Source organism: Bacillus sp. BD59S (assembly GCF_007363175.1).
GTDB classification, from domain to species: domain Bacteria; phylum Bacillota; class Bacilli; order Bacillales; family Bacillaceae_G; genus Bacillus_A; species Bacillus_A pacificus.
In genome coordinates, this window is sequence record NZ_CP034686.1 from 1,701,939 (window position 1) to 1,720,729 (window position 18,791).

The following is an 18,791-nucleotide window of genomic DNA, read 5'->3' on the forward strand; positions in this document are numbered from 1 at the left end:
TTATATGTTGTAAGTGTTTCTATATTGAGTTTGTAAATCTACACAATAAGGTTTCATTGTATATAATACGTAGAATAGAAGTTCAGTTAGATAAAATTCGATAGTCGAATTTTTTTGCATAAAGCTGTATAATGCTTGTAACGAAAGGGAAATACAGGAAGGGATTTGTAATGAGTTACTATGGATAAAGATAAACAACAATTAAGTGTCGAAGTTGCAAGATTATATTATCAATCAGATTATAGTCAGCAAGAAATTGCTAATAAATTAAATATTTCAAGACCGACGATCTCTAGATTATTAAAATACGCGAAAGAAAAAGGATTTGTCCAAATTAGTATAGCTGATCCATTTGCTGATTTAGATAACGTTGGAAATTTACTGAAAGAAAAGTACAACTTGTTAGAGGCGCATGTCGTATTTTCACCTGTTCCAGAATATGCAACGATTACAGAGTATATAAGTAAATATGCTGCTGAGTATATGGAAAAGACGGTTAAAAATGGTGATATCGTTGGTGTAAGCTGGGGAATGACGATGTATGAAATCGCTAGAAAAATCGTACCGCAACATGTAAAAGGTGTAGAAGTTGTCCAGCTAAAAGGTGGTATTAGTCATTCGAGTGTAAATACATATGCGAATGAGACGATAGCTTTATTTGCAGATGCTTTTCAAACGACGCCTAGAAATCTACCTCTTCCAGTTATATTTGATAATGCAGTTACAAAAGAATTAGTAGAGCAGGATCGACATATTCATCACATTATCGAAATGGGAAAACAAGCGAATATTGCAATTTTTACTGTAGGAACAGTGCGAGACGAAGCGCTATTATTTCGATTAGGTTATTTCGATAAGGATGAAACAAATTTACTCAAAAAACAATCGGTCGGTGACATTTGTTCACGTTTCTTTGATGGAGACGGAAATATTAGTAGCGAAGAAATTAATAAGCGTACAATTGGAATTGAGCTAGAGGAACTGAAATTAAAGAAACGCTCTATTTTAGTTGCAGGTGGTAATAGAAAAATAAAAGCAATTGATGGTGCGTTACGTGGTGGGTATGCAAATGTATTAATTATCGATCAACATACGGCTAAAGAATTGTTGCATTATCAAAAAGGTTAAAAATAAAAGGCTTTCTCAAGATATTAATTTTGAGAAAGCCTTTTATTTCGTTATGTATGAAGTATAGAAGTCCTTTTTGGAACACAAATATCCTTTTTAAAAAATAATTATGGATATTGAGATACATACTACCATTGTTAATAGAAAAGTTTGGATTTTAAATAGTAAGCGTTTCTTAGTTAAAATGAGCTTTACTTACTACAGGGAAAATCCTTTTTGAAAAGAATGAACAAAATTTCAAAAGTGTATTTACATTTGTTCAACTAAGGGTTAGAATGAAGTTGTTAAAAGATATGAGGAGTGAAGATAATGAACATTGCAAAGTTAATTGACCATACAATTTTAAAAGCTAATACTACTAAAGAAGATGTTATGAAAGTAATCGAAGAAGCAAAGGAATATAAATTCGCTTCTGTTTGTATTAATCCTACATGGGTAAAGCTAGCTGCTGAAGAATTAGCTGGACATGATGTAGATGTTTGTACTGTAATCGGTTTCCCATTAGGAGCAAGCACGACTGAAACAAAAGCATTTGAAACAAAAGATGCGATTGCAAAAGGTGCAACTGAAGTTGATATGGTAATCAACATAGGCGCTTTAAAAGATGGCGATAACGAACTTGTTGAAAAAGACATTTATGAAGTAGTACAAGCAGCAAAAGGAAAAGCTCTTGTAAAAGTAATCATTGAAACTTGCCTATTAACAGATGAAGAGAAAGTACGCGCTTGTGAATTATCAGTAAAAGCTGGTGCTGATTTCGTAAAAACTTCAACTGGATTCTCAACTGGCGGAGCCACTGCTGAAGATATCGCATTAATGCGTAAAACAGTTGGACCAAACGTTGGTGTAAAAGCATCTGGTGGCGTTCGTACACGTGAAGATGCAGAAAAAATGGTAGCTGCTGGAGCTTCTCGCGTTGGAGCAAGTGCTAGTGTTGCAATCGTATTAAATGATGCAAAAGGTGCTACAGATAACTACTAATCATTAATGATGTCAAAAGCAATAGATACACAAAGTAAAGTGTATCTATTGCTTTAACAATTGAAAAGAATGTAAGCGGATACGAATGGGAGGAGACGGCTTATGAAATACTTAATTGGTATTTTTGGCCTCGTATTGATTTTAGGTATCGCTTGGCTTGCTAGTAATGATAGAAAAAAAGTCAAATATCGCCCAATCATAACGATGGTTATATTACAATTCATTTTGGGGTTTTTATTATTAAATACAAGTATAGGGAATATATTAATTAGCGGAATAGCAGATGGTTTTGGAGAGCTATTAAAATATGCCGCTGACGGTGTGAATTTCGTATTTGGTGGATTAGTAAATCAAAAAGAGTTTTCGTTCTTTTTAAGTGTATTAATGCCAATCGTATTTATCTCAGCTTTAATCGGTATTTTGCAACACATTAAAGTGTTACCTATTATCGTAAAATCTATCGGTTTAGCATTAAGTAAAGTAAATGGAATGGGGAAACTAGAATCATATAACGCTGTTGCTTCTGCAATTTTAGGACAATCTGAAGTGTTTATTTCAGTTAAGAAACAACTAGGATTATTGCCAGAGAAAAGAATGTATACATTATGTGCATCTGCAATGTCTACCGTTTCAATGTCTATCGTTGGATCGTATATGGTGTTATTAAAACCGCAATATGTTGTAACCGCTTTAGTGCTTAACTTATTCGGTGGCTTTATTATCGCTTCTATCATTAACCCTTATGAAGTTACTGAAGAAGAAGATATGTTAGAAGTACAAGAGGAAGAGAAAAAGACTTTCTTTGAAGTATTAGGAGAATATATTATAGACGGATTTAAAGTTGCGATTACAGTAGCAGCTATGTTAATTGGTTTCGTTGCTCTTATCGCATTCATTAATGCCGTATTTAAAGGTGTAATCGGTATTTCATTCCAAGAAATTCTTGGTTATGTATTTGCGCCATTTGCATTTATTATGGGTGTACCTTGGCATGAAGCTGTTAATGCCGGAAATATTATGGCAACAAAATTAGTATCGAATGAATTTGTCGCTATGACAGATTTAGCACAAGGAAACTTTAATTTCTCAGATAGAACGACAGCGATTATATCTGTATTCTTAGTTTCATTTGCAAACTTCTCTTCAATTGGAATTATTGCAGGAGCGGTTAAGAGCTTAAATGAAAAGCAAGGGAATGTAGTCGCAAGATTTGGTTTGAAATTACTTTTCGGTGCAACATTAGTAAGTTTCTTATCAGCAACAATCGTAGGCTTATTATTTTAATAGATTCATATCATATAAAAAGGAATGGTGATTGTAATGAGAATGGTAGATATTATTGCGAAAAAACGTGACGGTAAAGAATTAACGACTGAAGAAATCAAATTCTTTATTAATGGATATACAGACGGAAGTATACCTGATTATCAAGTAAGTGCACTTGCAATGGCAATCTTCTTTAAAGATATGACAGATCGCGAACGTGCAGATTTAACGATGGCAATGGTGGAGTCCGGAGAAACAATCGACTTATCAGCAATTGAAGGAATTAAAGTAGACAAACATTCAACTGGCGGTGTTGGTGATACAACAACATTAGTACTAGGACCATTAGTAGCTGCTTTAGATGTACCAGTAGCAAAAATGTCTGGTCGTGGTTTAGGACATACGGGCGGAACAATTGATAAATTAGAAGCGGTAGAAGGATTCCACGTTGAAATTACGAAAGAGCAGTTCATTGATATTGTAAACCGTGACAAAGTAGCTGTTATTGGGCAAACAGGAAACTTAACACCTGCAGACAAAAAGATTTATGCATTACGCGATGTAACAGGAACGGTTAACTCAATTCCTTTAATCGCAAGTTCAATTATGAGTAAAAAAATTGCAGCTGGTGCTGACGCAATCGTACTTGATGTGAAAACAGGTGCTGGCGCATTTATGAAAACAGAAGAAGATGCAAAAGAATTAGCACATGCAATGGTACGTATCGGAAATAATGTAGGACGTCAAACGATGGCTGTTATTTCAGATATGTCACAACCACTTGGTTTTGCAATTGGTAACGCTCTAGAAGTGAAAGAAGCGATTGATACGTTAAAAGGTGAAGGTCCAGAAGATTTAACAGAATTAGTACTCGTATTAGGAAGTCAGATGGTCGTACTTGCGAAAAAAGCAAATACATTAGAAGAAGCTCGTGAAATGTTAATTGAAGTGATGAAGAACGGAAAAGCAACTGAGAAGTTTAAAGAGTTCTTAAGCAATCAAGGCGGAGATAGCTCAATTGTAGACAATCCAGAAAAAATGCCACAAGCGAAGTATGTAATTGATGTACCTGCAAAAACTTCAGGTGTTATTTATAACATTGTTGCAGATGAAATCGGTATCGCAGCTATGCTACTTGGTGCTGGCCGTGCAACGAAAGAAGACGAAATTGATTTAGCGGTAGGACTAATGTTACGTAAAAAAGTGGGCGATGCAGTAAAAGAAGGCGAGCCATTCGTAACAATCTATGCAAATCGCGAAAATGTAGAAGATGTAAAAGCTAAAATTTATGAGAACATTTCTATCGCTGAAACAGCAGAGGCTCCTAAATTAGTGCATACAGTTATTACTGACTAATCATCATTACACTTACTTTGAGGGGGAAATAATATGGATAAGAAAAAATATATTGAAGAAGCAAATAAGATGTTAGAAAAAGCATATATTCCGTATTCAAAATTTCCTGTTGGTGCAGCGTTAGTTACGAAAGAAGGTAAAATCTATACTGGTTGTAATATAGAAAATGCTTCTTATGGCTTATGTAACTGCGCAGAAAGAACAGCGATCTTTAAAGCAGTATCAGAAGGTGAGCGCGACTTTAGTTACTTAGTTATTACAGGAGAAACGGACGGACCGATTTCACCGTGTGGTGCTTGTAGACAAGTAATCGCTGAATTCTGTGATCCGAAAATGCCTGTATTATTAACGAATGTAAAAGGCGATGAAAAAGAAGTAACTGTTGAGCAGTTACTGCCAGGTGCTTTCTCAATAGAAGATTTAAAATAAGTTGAAAAAACATTCCACAAATATGAATTGTGGAATGTTTTTTTATATTTAAATATTGAATGTAATATTTTGTTCATATTCCGTTCATAAACTTTGCGTAAAATGATTGCAGCGAATATGGAAAGTTTACAGCAGGAGGAATAGAATGAAGAAATTATATAATGCAGCATTCATTTACTTAATTATCGGTTTATTATCAGGAGTATTTGCAAGAGAATACTCGAAAGCACAAGGGATTAAAGGGTCCACAATGTTGCAATTGGTGCATACACATGTATTAGTGCTCGGTTTCGTATTCTTTTTAATTGCTTTCGCTTTATTTAAAGTGTTTCAAATGCAAGAATCAAAGAGCTTTTGTGCATGGTTTGTTGTTTATAATGTAGGAGTAATCTTTACTATTGCTACAATGCTATGGAGAGGTCTTCTACAAGTAAATGGAACTGACTTTAACGGTTTAAGCCATATGGCTGGATTAGGTCACGTTATTATAAGTATCGGGCTCGTTTGGTTTATGATTTTGCTCAAAAAGTCTGTTAAATAGATAGGAGTGAAGAGGATGATAGCACTTTTATCAAGTATTGTAGCAGTTTGTATGGCTGTTGGGGTAATGTTTCTTCGCTTGAAAGCAGCGAAAAAGCCGGTAACGAAAAAGAAAATAATATTGCCGCCAATTTTTATGAGTACTGGCGCAATGATGTACTTCTTACCAGCGTTTCGATTAACATCGTTAGAAATAGTAGAGGCGATTAGTATAGGACTTATTTTCTCTATATTTCTTATTAAAACAACGAAGTTTGAAATAAGAAATGAACATATATATATGAAACCGTCAAAAGCATTCATATTTATTTTAGTTGGATTATTAGCAGTGCGAGTAGTAATGAAATCATATTTAAGTCAATCAATTGATTTAGCGGAGTTAAGTGGAATGTTTTTCTTACTCGCATTTGCGATGATTGTGTCGTGGAGAATTACGATGTATCGTTCGTTTACTAAATTAGAAAAGACAATAAAAAGAGCTGGAATTTCTATATAGGAAATCCAGCTCTTTTTATGTTTTATTGAAATTCTTTAGCGTAGAACTCATTTGCTTAATTTTAAACGTATTTGAGCATCTTGTAATGCAGCTGGTGTCACGTTAAGACCATTTTGATCAACAATTTTTGTGTTTAATAAAATGGAATCTAAGCTTCCACGAAATGTTTGTGTATAGTTTTGACGCAACATTTGTTGTTCTTGTTTTTCATCAACTGTTAATCCAGATACTTTTTCTTTTTTTGATAATTCGTTAATACGGAATAAAATGTTTTTCATTTGTTTCACCTCTAGTTGGATTTAATAATATTAGTTACTTACTAATATATAGTCGTTTAATTTTAATTATGTCAACAACATCTAAAAAGGTTAAAAATTGACGAAAAATTGTAACAATAATAAAATGAATTGATTAGATAATTATTTTTTTAATCATACATAGAACGCTAGGGGGATTATTATGAAATCAACATTTTTTGCTCAAAATAGAGAACGATTAGTAAACACATTACCAGATGAATCAATTACAATTTTATTTGCTGGACAAGCACCTCATATGTCAGCGGATGCACATTATAAGTTTGTGCCGAATCGGAATTTTTATTATGTAACAGGAATCGATGAACCAAATGTTATTTTCATGTTGAAGAAAATTGGAAAGAGTGTTGAAGAAACACTATTCATTGAAAAGTCAGATCCAGTAATGGAAAAGTGGGTCGGTAAAACAGTTTCTAGCGAAGAGGCAGAGAAAATTTCAGGTATAAAGAAAGTTGTATATTTAGATAGCTTTGAAAAGACAATGTCAAATATATTTTTTACAGAAAATGTGAAGCATCTATTTTTAGATTTAGAGCGTCGTGAGTGGAATGGTACAGAGACAAAAACATTAGCGTTTGCTAAACATGTAAGAGAACAATACCCGCACGTAACAATTAGTAATGTATATCCAAATATTTGTGAATTACGAGTGTTTAAAACAGAAGAAGAAATTGAAATTATGAAAGAAGCGATTGCTGTAACGAAAGACGGTATTTACAACGTACTTAAGCATGCAAAAGCAAACATGATGGAATATGAATTAGAAGCCCAGTTTGATTTCACACTGAAGTCATCTGGCATTAAGCATCATGCGTTCAATACAATTTTGGCGAGTGGGAAAAATGCTACAGTTCTTCATTATGAAGATAATGATGCACAAATTCAAAATGGTGACTTAGTATTACTAGATTTAGGTGCTCAAAAAGACTACTATAACGCTGATATTAGTTATACATTCCCGGCAAATGGAACATTCTCTAGTCGCCAAAAACAAATTTATAATATTGTATTAAAAGCATTGAAAGAAACAACAGAGATTATTAAACCAGGCTTAAAGTTCGCTGCATTAAATGAGCATGCTAAAAAAGTACTTGCAGAAGGGTGTAAAGCGGTTGGTTTAATTCAAGAAGACGAAGAGCTTTCTAAATATTATTATCATGGTGTCAGTCATTTCCTTGGTTTAGATACGCACGATGTAGGGACATACAAAGATAGAGTTTTAGAAGAAGGTATGGTTATTACAATTGAACCTGGTCTTTATATTGAAGAAGAATCAATTGGTATTCGTATTGAAGATGATATTCTTGTAACGAAAGACGGATACGAAAACTTGTCAAAAGATATCATTAGAGAAGTGGAAGAGATTGAAGAGTTTATGAGAGAAAATAATGTACATGTAAAAGAAGATGAGGTTGTTACGAAATAACGATTGGGAAAGACGCTCAAGTTTGAGCGTCTTTTTATTTTGTTCATTTGAAACCGCGATATTTCTTCGAAAAGCATCTTCAATTTATAAAGTCAATTATATTCCAAATGTCAATGTATATGTTGATTATGCCCGGATGAAGATGGGGGAGTATGATCTGGGAATGTCACGAATACGACAATGATAATTACCACACTAATTGAAAGTAATAACAAAAAACGCCGTTGAATAAAAGCAGAAAAGATTTCTGATAAAAGCTGAATCATACATGACATAGTTATCGTTATAGTAAGTAAAAGACTAATGAACAGTATACTATGAGCTTGTTGAGCATTTAGCATTTCTGTAATCATTGCTCCCATCATACTTGCCATTAATCCAGAGAACATTCCTTCTAAAGCAGTGTACAGGTGAAAACGTAGACCAACTAAAAAACCGATACAACCACTAATTAATATAGCAAGCAAAGTAGAATAGAGTAATTCTCCTTTAAAAAGAATACCGAAATAAAAACCGATACTTAAACCGATACTCATACTAAAAGACATAATAAATACCATATACTCCATTAGGGTACCCTTATGTTTAGACATATATGATGTAATAAGAATCGAGATACAACAAAGTGTTAAGGCTGTTAATGTGTAAGCGAACATTATGATACCTCCCTGTCCTATCATTCATTTCATCATATGTTCATATGGAGAGTTCTTATGCTTATTTATATCTGCAAATTATCTGCACAATTTAATAAATGTAAGCAAGTAGGCGCTTGATTTTTTTGAGCTCCTTTTTTATTTGTGAGCATGTGAAAGAAATTGTTATATGATGAGTTTCTATTGTGAAGCAATAAAGAATAAGCGTATAATATTATAGTTATCCCATTACTCGGGGTAACCCGCGAATGATAAATAAGATTGTTGTTTTATCATCGCTTATAAACAGATAGACAATGAAAGTAACACTGGAATACAGATAGGGAGTTATAAAATGAAATTAATTATTGCCGAGAAACCAGATCAAGGTTTGGCTCTTGTTTCACAATTTAAATATCGCCGGAAAGATGGATATTTAGAAGTAGAAGCGAATGAGTTATTTCCAAATGGAGCGTACTGTACATGGGCAATTGGTCATTTGACGCAGTTATGTAATCCAGAACATTATCACGCAGAGTGGAAAAAATGGTCACTTCATACGTTACCGATGATTCCTGAACGATTTCAATTTGAAGTAACAAAGTCGAAGTATAAACAGTTTAACGTTGTGAAACAGCTGTTACATAATCCTGGGGTGACAGAAATTATTCATGCGGGCGATGCTGGGCGCGAAGGGGAATTAATTGTACGAAACATTATTAATCTTTGTAACGTACAAAAGCCGATGAAGCGTCTTTGGATTTCCTCTTTAACGAAGCAAGCTATTTACCAAGGATTTAAAAACTTGCTTGACGAATCAGATACAATCAATACGTACTATGAGGCGTATACAAGGTCATGTGCGGATTGGGTCGTTGGTATGAATGCATCACGTGTGTTTAGTATTTTGTTAAAGAAAAAAGGAATGAATGATGTATTTTCAGCTGGTCGTGTACAAACACCGACACTCGCGTTAATCGTAAAGCGTGAAAAAGAAATAGAAAACTTTAAGTCAGAGCCGTTCTGGGAAGTGTTCGCAACCTTTAATATAGAAGGAAAGAAGTATGAGGGGAAATGGGAGAAGGATAGTGAATCCCGCTTAAAAGACCCTGATATGGCGAATAAAATTGCGGCATTTTGCCAAGGTAAACCGGCTGTAGTAAAAGAGATGAAAACGGAGCGTAAAGAGTTTCAGCCGCCGCTTTTATTTAACTTATCATCACTACAAGCAACGGCAAATAAAGCATTTAAGTTTTCACCGAAAAAGACGCTTGATATAACGCAAGCACTATATCAAAAAGGGATTGTTTCTTATCCTCGTTCGGATTCCAACTATGTGACCCAAGGTGAAGCAGCGACATTCCCTGATATTTTACAGAAGTTAAGTCAATTTGATGAATATAAAGGTTTATTACCAGCTCCGGTTGAATCGATTATGAACAATAAGCGTTATGTGAATGAAAAGAAAGTAACAGATCACTATGCAATTATTCCGACAGAGCAAGTTACAAATCCAAGCAGACTATCAGGTGATGAAAAGAAAATTTACGATATGATTGTAAGAAGACTTATAGCAGCCCACTATGAAGTTGCGATTTTTGACTATACAACGATTGTAACGCTTGTAGATGAACGTGCTGAATTCATTTCAAAAGGAAAACAGCAAATTCAAGAAGGATGGCGTAAAGTTATTTTCCAAGACGATAAAGATGACGAAACCATTCTTCCAATTGTAGCTGAAGGTGAAGAAGGAAAAGTTGTAAAGGTGAAAGTGAAAGAGGGAAAAACACAACCACCGAAGCGTTATACAGAAGGACAACTTATTACGTTAATGAAAACAGCTGGTAAGTATTTAGAGAATGAAGAGCTAGAGAAAGTATTAAAGAAAACAGAAGGTTTAGGTACAGAAGCGACTCGTGCAGGAATTATTACGATGCTGAAAGACCGTAAATATATAGATGTGAAGAAAAACCAAGTGTATGCGACTGATAAAGGAAAAGTATTAATTACCGCAATCGGTGATAAAATACTAGCTTCACCGGAAATGACTGCAAAATGGGAACAACGTCTTGCAGAAATTGGGGAAGGTACAGCATCACCAGCTACTTTTATGGAACAGACGAAAAAGTTATCAGCTAAAATTATAGAAGATGCAGTTGAAATGTCTGAGAAGTGGGATTTCACTGGATTACATGTTGAATCGATTGAACGAAAAGGCTCGAAATTTACAACAGGTAAAAAGGTTGGTAGCTGTAAAAAATGTGATGGCGATGTAATTGATAAGTCAACGTTTTACGGCTGTTCTAATTACAACACGACACAATGTGACTTTACCATCTCGAAGAAAATATTAAGTAAAACAATCTCGCAAAAGAATATGACAAAGCTCTTAAAAGGTGAAAAGACAGATTTAATTAAAGGCTTTAAAAAGGGCGAGAAAACATTTGATGCGAAGTTAGAGTGGAAAGATAATAAGATTAATTTTGTGTTTGAGAATTGAGTTGTTTCAACAAATAAAAAAATATGATAATTAAAATGTATCCTATAGAATAGACACTTAAAAAAGTCTATTCTATAGGATATTTTTTTGAATAAGGAGTGCTATTTGTTTTTGTTTGAAATAAAATATACAATAAAAAATTCTTTATAATTGATAATTATTTATTGTAAAACAATAAAATGTGTATTAAAATCATTATCATGATAAATCAGTGAGATGCTTTTTATAGAAAGGTAACAACGCTGTTTTTTATTAGAGGGGGTAAAACTATGAACAATCACAATTTGATTATTGAAAATATGGATAACCCTCATGAGTTGGAGAGAATGTATAGAAAAAACCCGAAAGCTTTTAAAAAGTCATTCTCACAAGCATGGGATGAAAACTCTGATTCTCAGGTGCTAGCTGCCTGGTATGAAAGGTTGCATTTCAAGGGAAAGACAAATGCAGAAAAAATATCACTGTTTCAAAAAGGTTTCTTATTCATGGGCATGTTAGCTATTCTAGCTGGGCTAAGCACTAGAATCATTTTCCACTTTGTCGAGCAGGAAGCAATTGCTCCAATTAACCTAGCTTTTGGTGTAATTCCCTTTATCGCTGCTTATTTTGTTTACAATAATACCCCGAAAAAAAGTATTATTTATTTCCTTGCAGCGCTGTTCTTAATTGCCGGTTTGTATCTTAATATGTTGCCATTAAATTATAAAGACAGTAGTATTCTTGTTTATTTACATCTTCCTATATTGTTATGGGTCTTAGTAGGGCTTGCGTTTACCGGAAATGAATATTCAAAAGGTAGTACAAGATTAGCTTATATTAAATTTAATTTAGAATATGGTCTTCTCTACGCGAGCATGGCAGTGAGTGGAATGATACTAGCAGTATTCACCATGCGATTATTTAGCTTTGTTGACTTGGATATAGGAGAATTCTATTTTAGTAATGTTGTTTTATTTGGAGCTGCCGCTCTCGCTGTAGTGGCTGCATACTTAGTATCATTGAATCTTAAACTTGCTAAAAATATTACACCATACATATCTAAAATTTTTAGTCCGCTTGTCTTGATTACATTGTTTATCTATCTAATAACGGTAATTTGGGTCGGGAAAAATCCATTCTTGGACCGCAATTTCTTAATGGCCTTTAACGGAATACTCCTTGGTGTATTGGCTGTTACTATATTTTCTATCGTTGAGAGTGATTCAGATGAGAAAAAGAACATTTCAGACTATATAAATTTTTCCTTAATTGTTCTGGCGCTTATTATTGACACTGTCGCTTTATCAGCCATCATATTCAGACTTTCTTCTTACGGGATTACACCTAATAGACTTGCTGTGTTAGGGGTAAACATACTGATCTGGGCAAATTTAATTTGGGTTATGTTTTCCTATATGCGTTTTTTGCAAAACAAATCAGGACCGACAGCTATCCAAGATGCCGTTACGAAGTATTTGCCAATTTACGGACTTTGGGCAGCTTTCGTTATATTTACGTTTCCGATAATTTTTAATTAGGAAGGTTTTGTTAATGTAACGACAAGTTAATTCTTCTATAACGTATAAAATCTTTAGAATTGATAATTATCGTTCATCCTATAATTTCTTGATAATAAAAAACGTCCCAAAGTAGGACGTTTTTTATTATATATATTGCCGTTTTTTCTTAATAAGCAACAAAACTTGCGAAACACAAGCAAGTACCGGTAACTCAATCAATGGTCCAATAACTAATGCGAGAGCAATAAGAGGCTCATCTGGAAAAGCTGTTACAGCAATAGCGAGTGCAACAGGTGAGTTTCTTGCTAACGTTGTTAAGTTTAGACTTACTGTATCTTTATAAGATAAACGCATAACGCGCCCGATAAATTGTCCTAGTACAAAATTAATGATGAAGAACAATAGAACAGGAATGAGTAATAATAAAACGACATTCATATTTTGTAGTAAATATTTACCTTGTGATGCAAACATCGCTACGATTGCTAAACTTAAAAATACAATTTGGGCAGAGCTGAAAAACGGAATGAGTTTATTCTCAAGCGTTTCAGCGTTTTTCAGTTTATTCATAATGAATTTTGTAGCGTGTGCAAGTAAAAATGGTAAGACGATTACGATAACAATACTCTCTATTAAAACAGAAACGGCTACAGTCTTCATGACACCAGCGAATAAAAATAAATAAATGGGAAGTAGTAGTACTTGCAAAATTAAATTTACAGGTAAAATCGCAGTGGAAAGTGCTACATTTCCTTTCGCTATTTCAGTAAAGATTAAGTACCAATCTGTACATGGAGTAACCATTAGCATTATAAATCCAACCCAAAGTGCTGGGTGATCTGAAAGAAATAGTGCTCCTAATCCCCAAGCGAGTAAAGGAGTCCATAAGAAGTTAATAGTAAGACTTGTTCCAGCAAATTTTAAATTGCGAAATCCGTTTTTTATTTCTTTTAATGGGATGCTGAGGAATAATCCATATAGCATGAAAAATAAGAAGGGAACAATAAATTTGTCTGAATACATATGTATGAAATTAAATTGCCCGAGTATAATGCCGCATGTAACAGCAAAAAGAAAAATAAAAGTTTGAATTTTTTCTATAGTGCTCATGAATAAATCCTTTCTAAATATGAATTTTCCTCTCTAATTTTATTATACAAGTAATAGAGGTGTATTTGGTGTTCAATTGTATTTTAGTTAATGTTTTTAATTTGAGATTTATTTTTTTATTAAAAGCTACTTGACTAAAGTAAGTGGCTATATTACAATCACTTACATAAGGTAATTAAATAACAAAAAGTTTTTTGTATCTTTACTTAAGGTATCTATTGGAACTTTTTATTAGAATAAGAATTTTTGTGATGATGAATAATGAATATGATAAGAAAGTTTAGGTGGAAAAAATGGGATTATTTAGCTCGTTATTTGGTAAAAAAGAAGAAAATACAAAAGTAGAGGGGAATAAAACAATGTCAAAAGTATTATTTGTAAAAGCAAACGATCGTCCAGCGGAGCAAGCAGTTAGTTCAAAAATGTATGAAACATTTGTAAGTACTTATAAAGAAGCAAATCCGAATACAGAAATTACAGAGTTAGATTTATTTGCATTAGATCTTCCTTATTACGGAAATATTGCTATTTCAGGTGGATACAAACGTAGCCAAGGTATGGAGTTAACAGCTGAAGAAGAGAAGGCAGTTGCTACAGTAGATCAATATTTAAATCAGTTTTTAGAAGCTGATAAAGTTGTATTTGCGTTCCCATTATGGAACTTTACAGTACCAGCACCATTAATCACATATATTTCATACTTATCTCAAGCTGGAAAAACGTTTAAATATACAGCTAATGGCCCAGAAGGTTTAGCTGGTGGTAAGAAAGTAGTTGTGTTAGGTGCTCGTGGTTCAGATTACTCTTCAGAACAAATGGCTCCTATGGAAATGGCAGTTAATTACGTAACAACTGTACTTGGATTCTGGGGCATTACAAATCCAGAGACTGTTGTAATTGAAGGGCACAACCAATATCCAGATCGCTCACAACAAATTGTTGAAGAAGGTCTAGAGAACGTTAAGAAAGTAGCGGCGAAATTTTAATTAATTGATAGTAAAATGGAAAAACCAACATGGATGACCATGTTGGTTTTTTAGTCTATTTTTCATGTTAAAAAATGTATATTTATAAAATAAAAGAAAAGTTTGAAAATAGTATTGCAAAATATTATATAGCAAACTATAATGAGTTCAAGAATAGTTGATAATTAAATTAAATATTCAGAAAATTCAATTAGTTAAAATTGGAAAATGAGATAAGGAAATTTGAATGGGGGTTATATTATGGCGAATAAAGTACCGTTTTCGTTCATAGTAGTTATTGGATTAATGTTATTTGCACTATTTTTTGGAGCAGGAAATTTAATTTTTCCGGCAATGCTTGGTCAATCGGCAGGAGAAAATGTATGGATTGCTAACGCTGGATTTTTAGTAACAGGTGTTGGATTACCATTACTAGGTGTACTAGCATTTGGTTTTTCGGGTAAAGATGATTTACAGTCATTAGCAAGTCGTGCTCACCCAGTGTTCGGGATTGTGTTTACAACAGTTTTATACTTGGCGATTGGCCCGTTATTTGCAATGCCAAGAACAGGAAATGTTTCTTATGAAATTGGTCTTAAACCGTTTATGCCAGAGGGATTAGGTTCTACACCTTTAATTCTTTTCACAATTGTATTCTTTAGCATCACTTGTTTTTTTTCGCTAAATCCTGCGAAAATTGTCGATATTGTTGGAAAAATCTTAACGCCAATTAAGTTAACTTTCATCGGTATTTTAGTAATCGTTGCTTTTATTCATCCGATTGGAGAAATGCAAGCACCAGTTGAAGCTTATACATCACATGCATTCTTTAAAGGATTCCAAGAAGGATACTTAACGATGGACACGCTTGCATCATTCGTATTCGGAATCATCATCATTAATGCAATTAAAGAAAAAGGTGCAAAAACGAAAACACAAATTATGGTCGTTTGTGCAAAAGCAACAATCATTGCAGCATCTATTTTAGCAATTATCTATACAGCACTTTCTTATATGGGTGCTTCAAGTGTTGCAAAGCTTGGACATTTAGAGAACGGCGGAGAAGTATTAGCGAAAGTTTCTAACTACTATTTTGGATCATATGGCGGAGTATTATTAGGGTTAATGATTACAGTAGCTTGTTTAACAACTAGTGTGGGACTTGTATCAGCATGTTCTTCATTCTTCCATAAGTTATTCCCAAATGTTCCTTACAAAGCAATTGCAATCACGCTATGTGTATTTAGTGCAATTGTTGCAAACGTAGGATTAACACAGTTAATCGCAGTTTCTGTTCCAGTATTAACAGCAATTTATCCACTAGCAATCGTATTGATTTTCTTAACATTCTTCCATTCATTATTCAAAGGAAGAGCTGAAGTTTATCAAGTGAGCTTAATCGTAACATTTATCATCAGCTTATTCGATGGATTAAGTGCAGCTGGAGTTAACATTGAAGTAGTAAGCCAAGTGTTCACTAAATTCCTTCCGATGCAGGAAGTAGGATTAGGCTGGATCTTCCCAGCGATTATCGGTGGATTTATCGGATATGGCATTAGCGTTGTAAAAGCAAAAAATCAAGTTCAACCAGCAACTAGAGCGGATAAGAAAATAGGTTAAATAAAAAAGTTATAGAACTTGTTTCTATAACTTTTTTTGTTACTATTAATAATGAGAAAAAATAAAGTAGTAGGGGAAATAAAATGAAAAAAACAATTGATCATATCGGCATCGCAGTTCGAGATATAGATAGTACGATACGTTTTTATGAAAAAGTGTTGTCAGGAACTTTAATAGATCGTTACGTAAGTGAAGCGCCTGGTGTTGAAAGTGAAGTAGCCATTCTTGAAGTGGATGGAGATAGAATTGAATTGCTTGCGCCGACAAATAACACCACGTCACCAATTGCCCGATTTATAAAACAAAAAGGTAAAGGTGTTCATCACGTTGCATATCGAGTAGATGATTTAGATGTAGCTTTAGAGGAATTGAAAGAACAAGACATTCGAACGTTAGAGCATACGCTTCGAATTAATAAACACGGCAGAAGATTAATCTATCTTAATCCAGCGGATACAGAGGGAACAATCATAGAGTATTGTGATTATCCGGAAGAGAAATAGAAGAAGGATATTTTTAAGAAGGTGTTACGTAATAACGTAATACCTTTTTTATTTATGCATTTCACACTTTCTTCACAAATGATTCACGATAACTTTTCCTCTTCAGGAACTTACATAAATATATTTTATGATATAATAACAATCTACTTTAAAAATGTAAGTTGTATCTATGAAGGTAGTTACTATTGTATTAGAAGTTTAGAGGTGAGAGAGAAATAAATAGTTATACTGTATAGAAGATTATATTTAATCAGGTTAATATTTCGTCCGAGAATCCAACTCGGGAAGTAAAAATAATGAAAATATAGCGATGAGGAAGAAAGAAGTGAAATGAGTGTGAAAGTAATGAAAAGGTTAGGGACATTGTTATTCATTGTATGTGTGCTTATCATATTGATACCGAAAAGTGCATCTGCTCATGCATACGTTGTGAAATCAAACCCTACTGAAAATGAAACATTGAAGAAAGCACCGTCTGTTGTGAAAATCGAGTTCGATGAGGACATACAAATCTCAAGTTTTAATACATTGTACGTGAGAGATACATCAGGTAAAAGGGTCGATTTAAAAGATGCTCATATTGATAAAAAAAATAAAAAGCTATTAGAAGCTGGATTGAAAGAGAATCTTAAAAATGGTCTCTACTCTATTCAGTGGAAAGTGATTTCAGCTGATGGACATCCAATTCAAGGAGTTATTCCGTTCCGAATTGGATCAGCAGAAGCGGGAACAGACGATATACAAGTAGAAGAGATGGGGTATGTCCCACAAATAGACATGATTATGGAACGTGGAATTTTATATACAAGTTTCTCGCTGTTTATAGGAGTGATATTTTTTAACCTTATTATGTATAAAGGGAATGCAACCTCGGTTCGATCAAGGAGTAAGAATATAATATGGATCTCCTTATTAGGGATATTGATTAGCTTGTTATTCAATCTACCACTGCAAGCGAAAATAAATGCTGATGTTTCATGGTTAGAAGCATTCAATCCTTTACTATTAAAAGAAACGTTACAGCTTTCTGTTTTTAGTTATGTATGGGTCACTCAAATGGCTTTAATTAGTTTGCTTATAATCGTTACGTATTTTGCGATGAGGCGTGAGAAACTATCGTCGTTTAAAGTATGGAGTATTCCAATAGTATTGTTTATCGGGATACTTGTTATGAAAGCCTTTAATAGTCACGCTTATGGTTTAAAGTTTAAAGACATTGCTGTCGTTATGGATTTTCTACATTTATTCGCAGCTTCATTATGGATTGGCGGTCTATCAACCATTATTCTTCTTTTACGTAAAGAGGACGACAAGTGGAGTATGTATTGGGATATGATTCAGCGTTTTTCACCGTGGGCAACATGTGCTGTCATTGTGATTTTAATAACAGGTCTTTTTAACAGTACATTTTTTATTCCAACAATCCACTCGTTATTTGATACGAAGTATGGATTAGCTTTATTAGCAAAGGTACTTTTATTCATTTTCATGGGGATATTGGGAATTATTCATTATGTGAAAGGGAGAATGAGAGCGGAGCAAGGATTAGGTGCTACGGTGAAAGTAGAGTTTATCATTGGAATTATCATTTTCGTAATCGTAGCTTTTATGACAAATGTACAAACACCACCGATGCCTCCTACTGGACCTTTTACAGAGAGTAAACAATTAGATAATGGATATGAAATGACGCTAAATGTAAGTCCTAATAGAGTAGGACAAAATATATTCCATATTACTTTAAAGGATGAGAACGGACAACCCGTTACTGATATGGAACAAATCATATTAACGACTCAATCGTTAGATATGAATATGGGAAAAGGATCATTTAAAGTTTCGGCAGTTTCACCGGGAGAATATGAAGCAGAAGGTATGTATATTAACATGACAGGCAACTGGAATATACAAGTACATGGATTAACGAAATCGCTTGATAGCTTCGATACGGATTATAAATTTATTGTAGGTGGCAGATAAAGTGAAACTTTAAGCAGCCCTCATCAATTGGGCTACCCGG

Annotated in this window: 17 protein-coding genes; 14 read left to right on the forward strand and 3 right to left on the reverse strand. The window is 33.8% G+C overall.

All coding sequences use genetic code 11. From position 1 onward, the window contains the following. Positions 1-180: 180 nt before the first annotated feature. The 7 genes from EKQ63_RS10800 to EKQ63_RS10830 all read left to right on the forward strand — a co-directional run bounded on the left by EKQ63_RS10800 (position 181) and on the right by EKQ63_RS10830 (position 6,196). Positions 181-1,128, forward strand: a complete 948-nt coding sequence (locus EKQ63_RS10800) for a DNA-binding transcriptional repressor DeoR (protein WP_087952935.1) — start codon at positions 181-183, stop codon at positions 1,126-1,128. 309 nt (positions 1,129-1,437) lie between these two features. Then, on the forward strand, positions 1,438-2,109 hold the full coding sequence (gene deoC / locus EKQ63_RS10805) for a deoxyribose-phosphate aldolase (protein ID WP_088327269.1): 672 nt from the start codon (positions 1,438-1,440) through the stop codon (positions 2,107-2,109). A 102-nt stretch (positions 2,110-2,211) separates the two neighbouring features. Beyond that, on the forward strand, positions 2,212-3,393 hold the full coding sequence (locus tag EKQ63_RS10810) for a NupC/NupG family nucleoside CNT transporter (protein WP_000876168.1): 1,182 nt from the start codon (positions 2,212-2,214) through the stop codon (positions 3,391-3,393). 36 nt (positions 3,394-3,429) lie between these two features. Further along, a complete protein-coding gene (locus tag EKQ63_RS10815; RefSeq protein WP_143881023.1) occupies positions 3,430-4,731 on the forward strand; it encodes a pyrimidine-nucleoside phosphorylase in 1,302 nt (433 codons plus the stop codon). A gap of 33 nt (positions 4,732-4,764) precedes the next feature. After that, positions 4,765-5,160: a cytidine deaminase gene (locus tag EKQ63_RS10820; protein ID WP_000358524.1), complete on the forward strand. Its 396-nt coding sequence runs from the start codon at positions 4,765-4,767 to the stop codon at positions 5,158-5,160. A 145-nt stretch (positions 5,161-5,305) separates the two neighbouring features. Further along, positions 5,306-5,701: a DUF2871 domain-containing protein gene (locus tag EKQ63_RS10825; protein WP_087952934.1), complete on the forward strand. Its 396-nt coding sequence runs from the start codon at positions 5,306-5,308 to the stop codon at positions 5,699-5,701. A gap of 15 nt (positions 5,702-5,716) precedes the next feature. Continuing rightward, a complete protein-coding gene (locus EKQ63_RS10830; protein WP_087952933.1) occupies positions 5,717-6,196 on the forward strand; it encodes a CcdC family protein in 480 nt (159 codons plus the stop codon). A gap of 47 nt (positions 6,197-6,243) precedes the next feature. On the opposite strand, the gene EKQ63_RS10835 is transcribed toward EKQ63_RS10830, so the two are convergent. Next, on the reverse strand, positions 6,244-6,474 hold the full coding sequence (locus EKQ63_RS10835) for a DUF896 domain-containing protein (protein WP_000789788.1): 231 nt from the start codon (positions 6,472-6,474) through the stop codon (positions 6,244-6,246). Positions 6,475-6,655: 181 nt separating this feature from the next. Here EKQ63_RS10835 and EKQ63_RS10840 point away from each other — a divergent pair, with 181 nt between their 5' ends. Then, on the forward strand, positions 6,656-7,939 hold the full coding sequence (locus EKQ63_RS10840; RefSeq protein ID WP_143881024.1) for an aminopeptidase P family protein: 1,284 nt from the start codon (positions 6,656-6,658) through the stop codon (positions 7,937-7,939). A gap of 110 nt (positions 7,940-8,049) precedes the next feature. Here EKQ63_RS10840 and EKQ63_RS10845 read toward each other — a convergent pair whose 3' ends face one another. Beyond that, positions 8,050-8,595, reverse strand: coding sequence for a hypothetical protein (locus EKQ63_RS10845; protein WP_087994496.1), 546 nt, complete (start codon positions 8,593-8,595; stop codon positions 8,050-8,052). 334 nt (positions 8,596-8,929) lie between these two features. Between EKQ63_RS10845 and topB the strand changes: the two genes are divergently transcribed. Further along, a complete protein-coding gene (gene topB, locus EKQ63_RS10850) occupies positions 8,930-11,074 on the forward strand; it encodes a DNA topoisomerase III (protein ID WP_143881025.1) in 2,145 nt (714 codons plus the stop codon). Between the two features lie 269 nt (positions 11,075-11,343). Then, on the forward strand, positions 11,344-12,591 hold the full coding sequence (locus EKQ63_RS10855; RefSeq protein ID WP_143881026.1) for a DUF4153 domain-containing protein: 1,248 nt from the start codon (positions 11,344-11,346) through the stop codon (positions 12,589-12,591). Between the two features lie 126 nt (positions 12,592-12,717). On the opposite strand, the gene EKQ63_RS10860 is transcribed toward EKQ63_RS10855, so the two are convergent. Then, positions 12,718-13,683, reverse strand: coding sequence for an arsenic resistance protein (locus EKQ63_RS10860; RefSeq protein WP_143881027.1), 966 nt, complete (start codon positions 13,681-13,683; stop codon positions 12,718-12,720). A 293-nt stretch (positions 13,684-13,976) separates the two neighbouring features. On the opposite strand from EKQ63_RS10860, the gene EKQ63_RS10865 reads away from it, so the two are divergent. The 4 genes from EKQ63_RS10865 (at position 13,977) to EKQ63_RS10880 (ending at position 18,751) form a co-directional block, all read left to right on the forward strand. Next, positions 13,977-14,669, forward strand: coding sequence for an FMN-dependent NADH-azoreductase (locus tag EKQ63_RS10865; RefSeq protein WP_000522524.1), 693 nt, complete (start codon positions 13,977-13,979; stop codon positions 14,667-14,669). Between the two features lie 240 nt (positions 14,670-14,909). Continuing rightward, on the forward strand, positions 14,910-16,268 hold the full coding sequence (brnQ, locus tag EKQ63_RS10870; RefSeq protein WP_087952925.1) for a branched-chain amino acid transport system II carrier protein: 1,359 nt from the start codon (positions 14,910-14,912) through the stop codon (positions 16,266-16,268). Between the two features lie 83 nt (positions 16,269-16,351). Then, positions 16,352-16,771, forward strand: coding sequence for a VOC family protein (locus EKQ63_RS10875; protein WP_000750836.1), 420 nt, complete (start codon positions 16,352-16,354; stop codon positions 16,769-16,771). Between the two features lie 330 nt (positions 16,772-17,101). Continuing rightward, complete coding sequence (locus EKQ63_RS10880) at positions 17,102-18,751, forward strand: copper resistance CopC/CopD family protein (protein WP_140168465.1); 1,650 nt, start codon at positions 17,102-17,104, stop codon at positions 18,749-18,751. The last annotated feature ends 40 nt before the right edge of the window (positions 18,752-18,791 follow it).

Coding starts and splice junctions, on each gene's coding strand:
- EKQ63_RS10800 (WP_087952935.1), top strand. CDS start 181: ATGGATAAAGATAAACAACAATTAAGTGTCGAAGTTGCAAGATTATAT.
- deoC (WP_088327269.1), top strand. CDS start 1,438: ATGAACATTGCAAAGTTAATTGACCATACAATTTTAAAAGCTAATACT.
- EKQ63_RS10810 (WP_000876168.1), top strand. CDS start 2,212: ATGAAATACTTAATTGGTATTTTTGGCCTCGTATTGATTTTAGGTATC.
- EKQ63_RS10815 (WP_143881023.1), top strand. CDS start 3,430: ATGAGAATGGTAGATATTATTGCGAAAAAACGTGACGGTAAAGAATTA.
- EKQ63_RS10820 (WP_000358524.1), top strand. CDS start 4,765: ATGGATAAGAAAAAATATATTGAAGAAGCAAATAAGATGTTAGAAAAA.
- EKQ63_RS10825 (WP_087952934.1), top strand. CDS start 5,306: ATGAAGAAATTATATAATGCAGCATTCATTTACTTAATTATCGGTTTA.
- EKQ63_RS10830 (WP_087952933.1), top strand. CDS start 5,717: ATGATAGCACTTTTATCAAGTATTGTAGCAGTTTGTATGGCTGTTGGG.
- EKQ63_RS10835 (WP_000789788.1), bottom strand. CDS start 6,474: ATGAAAAACATTTTATTCCGTATTAACGAATTATCAAAAAAAGAAAAA.
- EKQ63_RS10840 (WP_143881024.1), top strand. CDS start 6,656: ATGAAATCAACATTTTTTGCTCAAAATAGAGAACGATTAGTAAACACA.
- EKQ63_RS10845 (WP_087994496.1), bottom strand. CDS start 8,595: ATGTTCGCTTACACATTAACAGCCTTAACACTTTGTTGTATCTCGATT.
- topB (WP_143881025.1), top strand. CDS start 8,930: ATGAAATTAATTATTGCCGAGAAACCAGATCAAGGTTTGGCTCTTGTT.
- EKQ63_RS10855 (WP_143881026.1), top strand. CDS start 11,344: ATGAACAATCACAATTTGATTATTGAAAATATGGATAACCCTCATGAG.
- EKQ63_RS10860 (WP_143881027.1), bottom strand. CDS start 13,683: ATGAGCACTATAGAAAAAATTCAAACTTTTATTTTTCTTTTTGCTGTT.
- EKQ63_RS10865 (WP_000522524.1), top strand. CDS start 13,977: ATGGGATTATTTAGCTCGTTATTTGGTAAAAAAGAAGAAAATACAAAA.
- brnQ (WP_087952925.1), top strand. CDS start 14,910: ATGGCGAATAAAGTACCGTTTTCGTTCATAGTAGTTATTGGATTAATG.
- EKQ63_RS10875 (WP_000750836.1), top strand. CDS start 16,352: ATGAAAAAAACAATTGATCATATCGGCATCGCAGTTCGAGATATAGAT.
- EKQ63_RS10880 (WP_140168465.1), top strand. CDS start 17,102: ATGAGTGTGAAAGTAATGAAAAGGTTAGGGACATTGTTATTCATTGTA.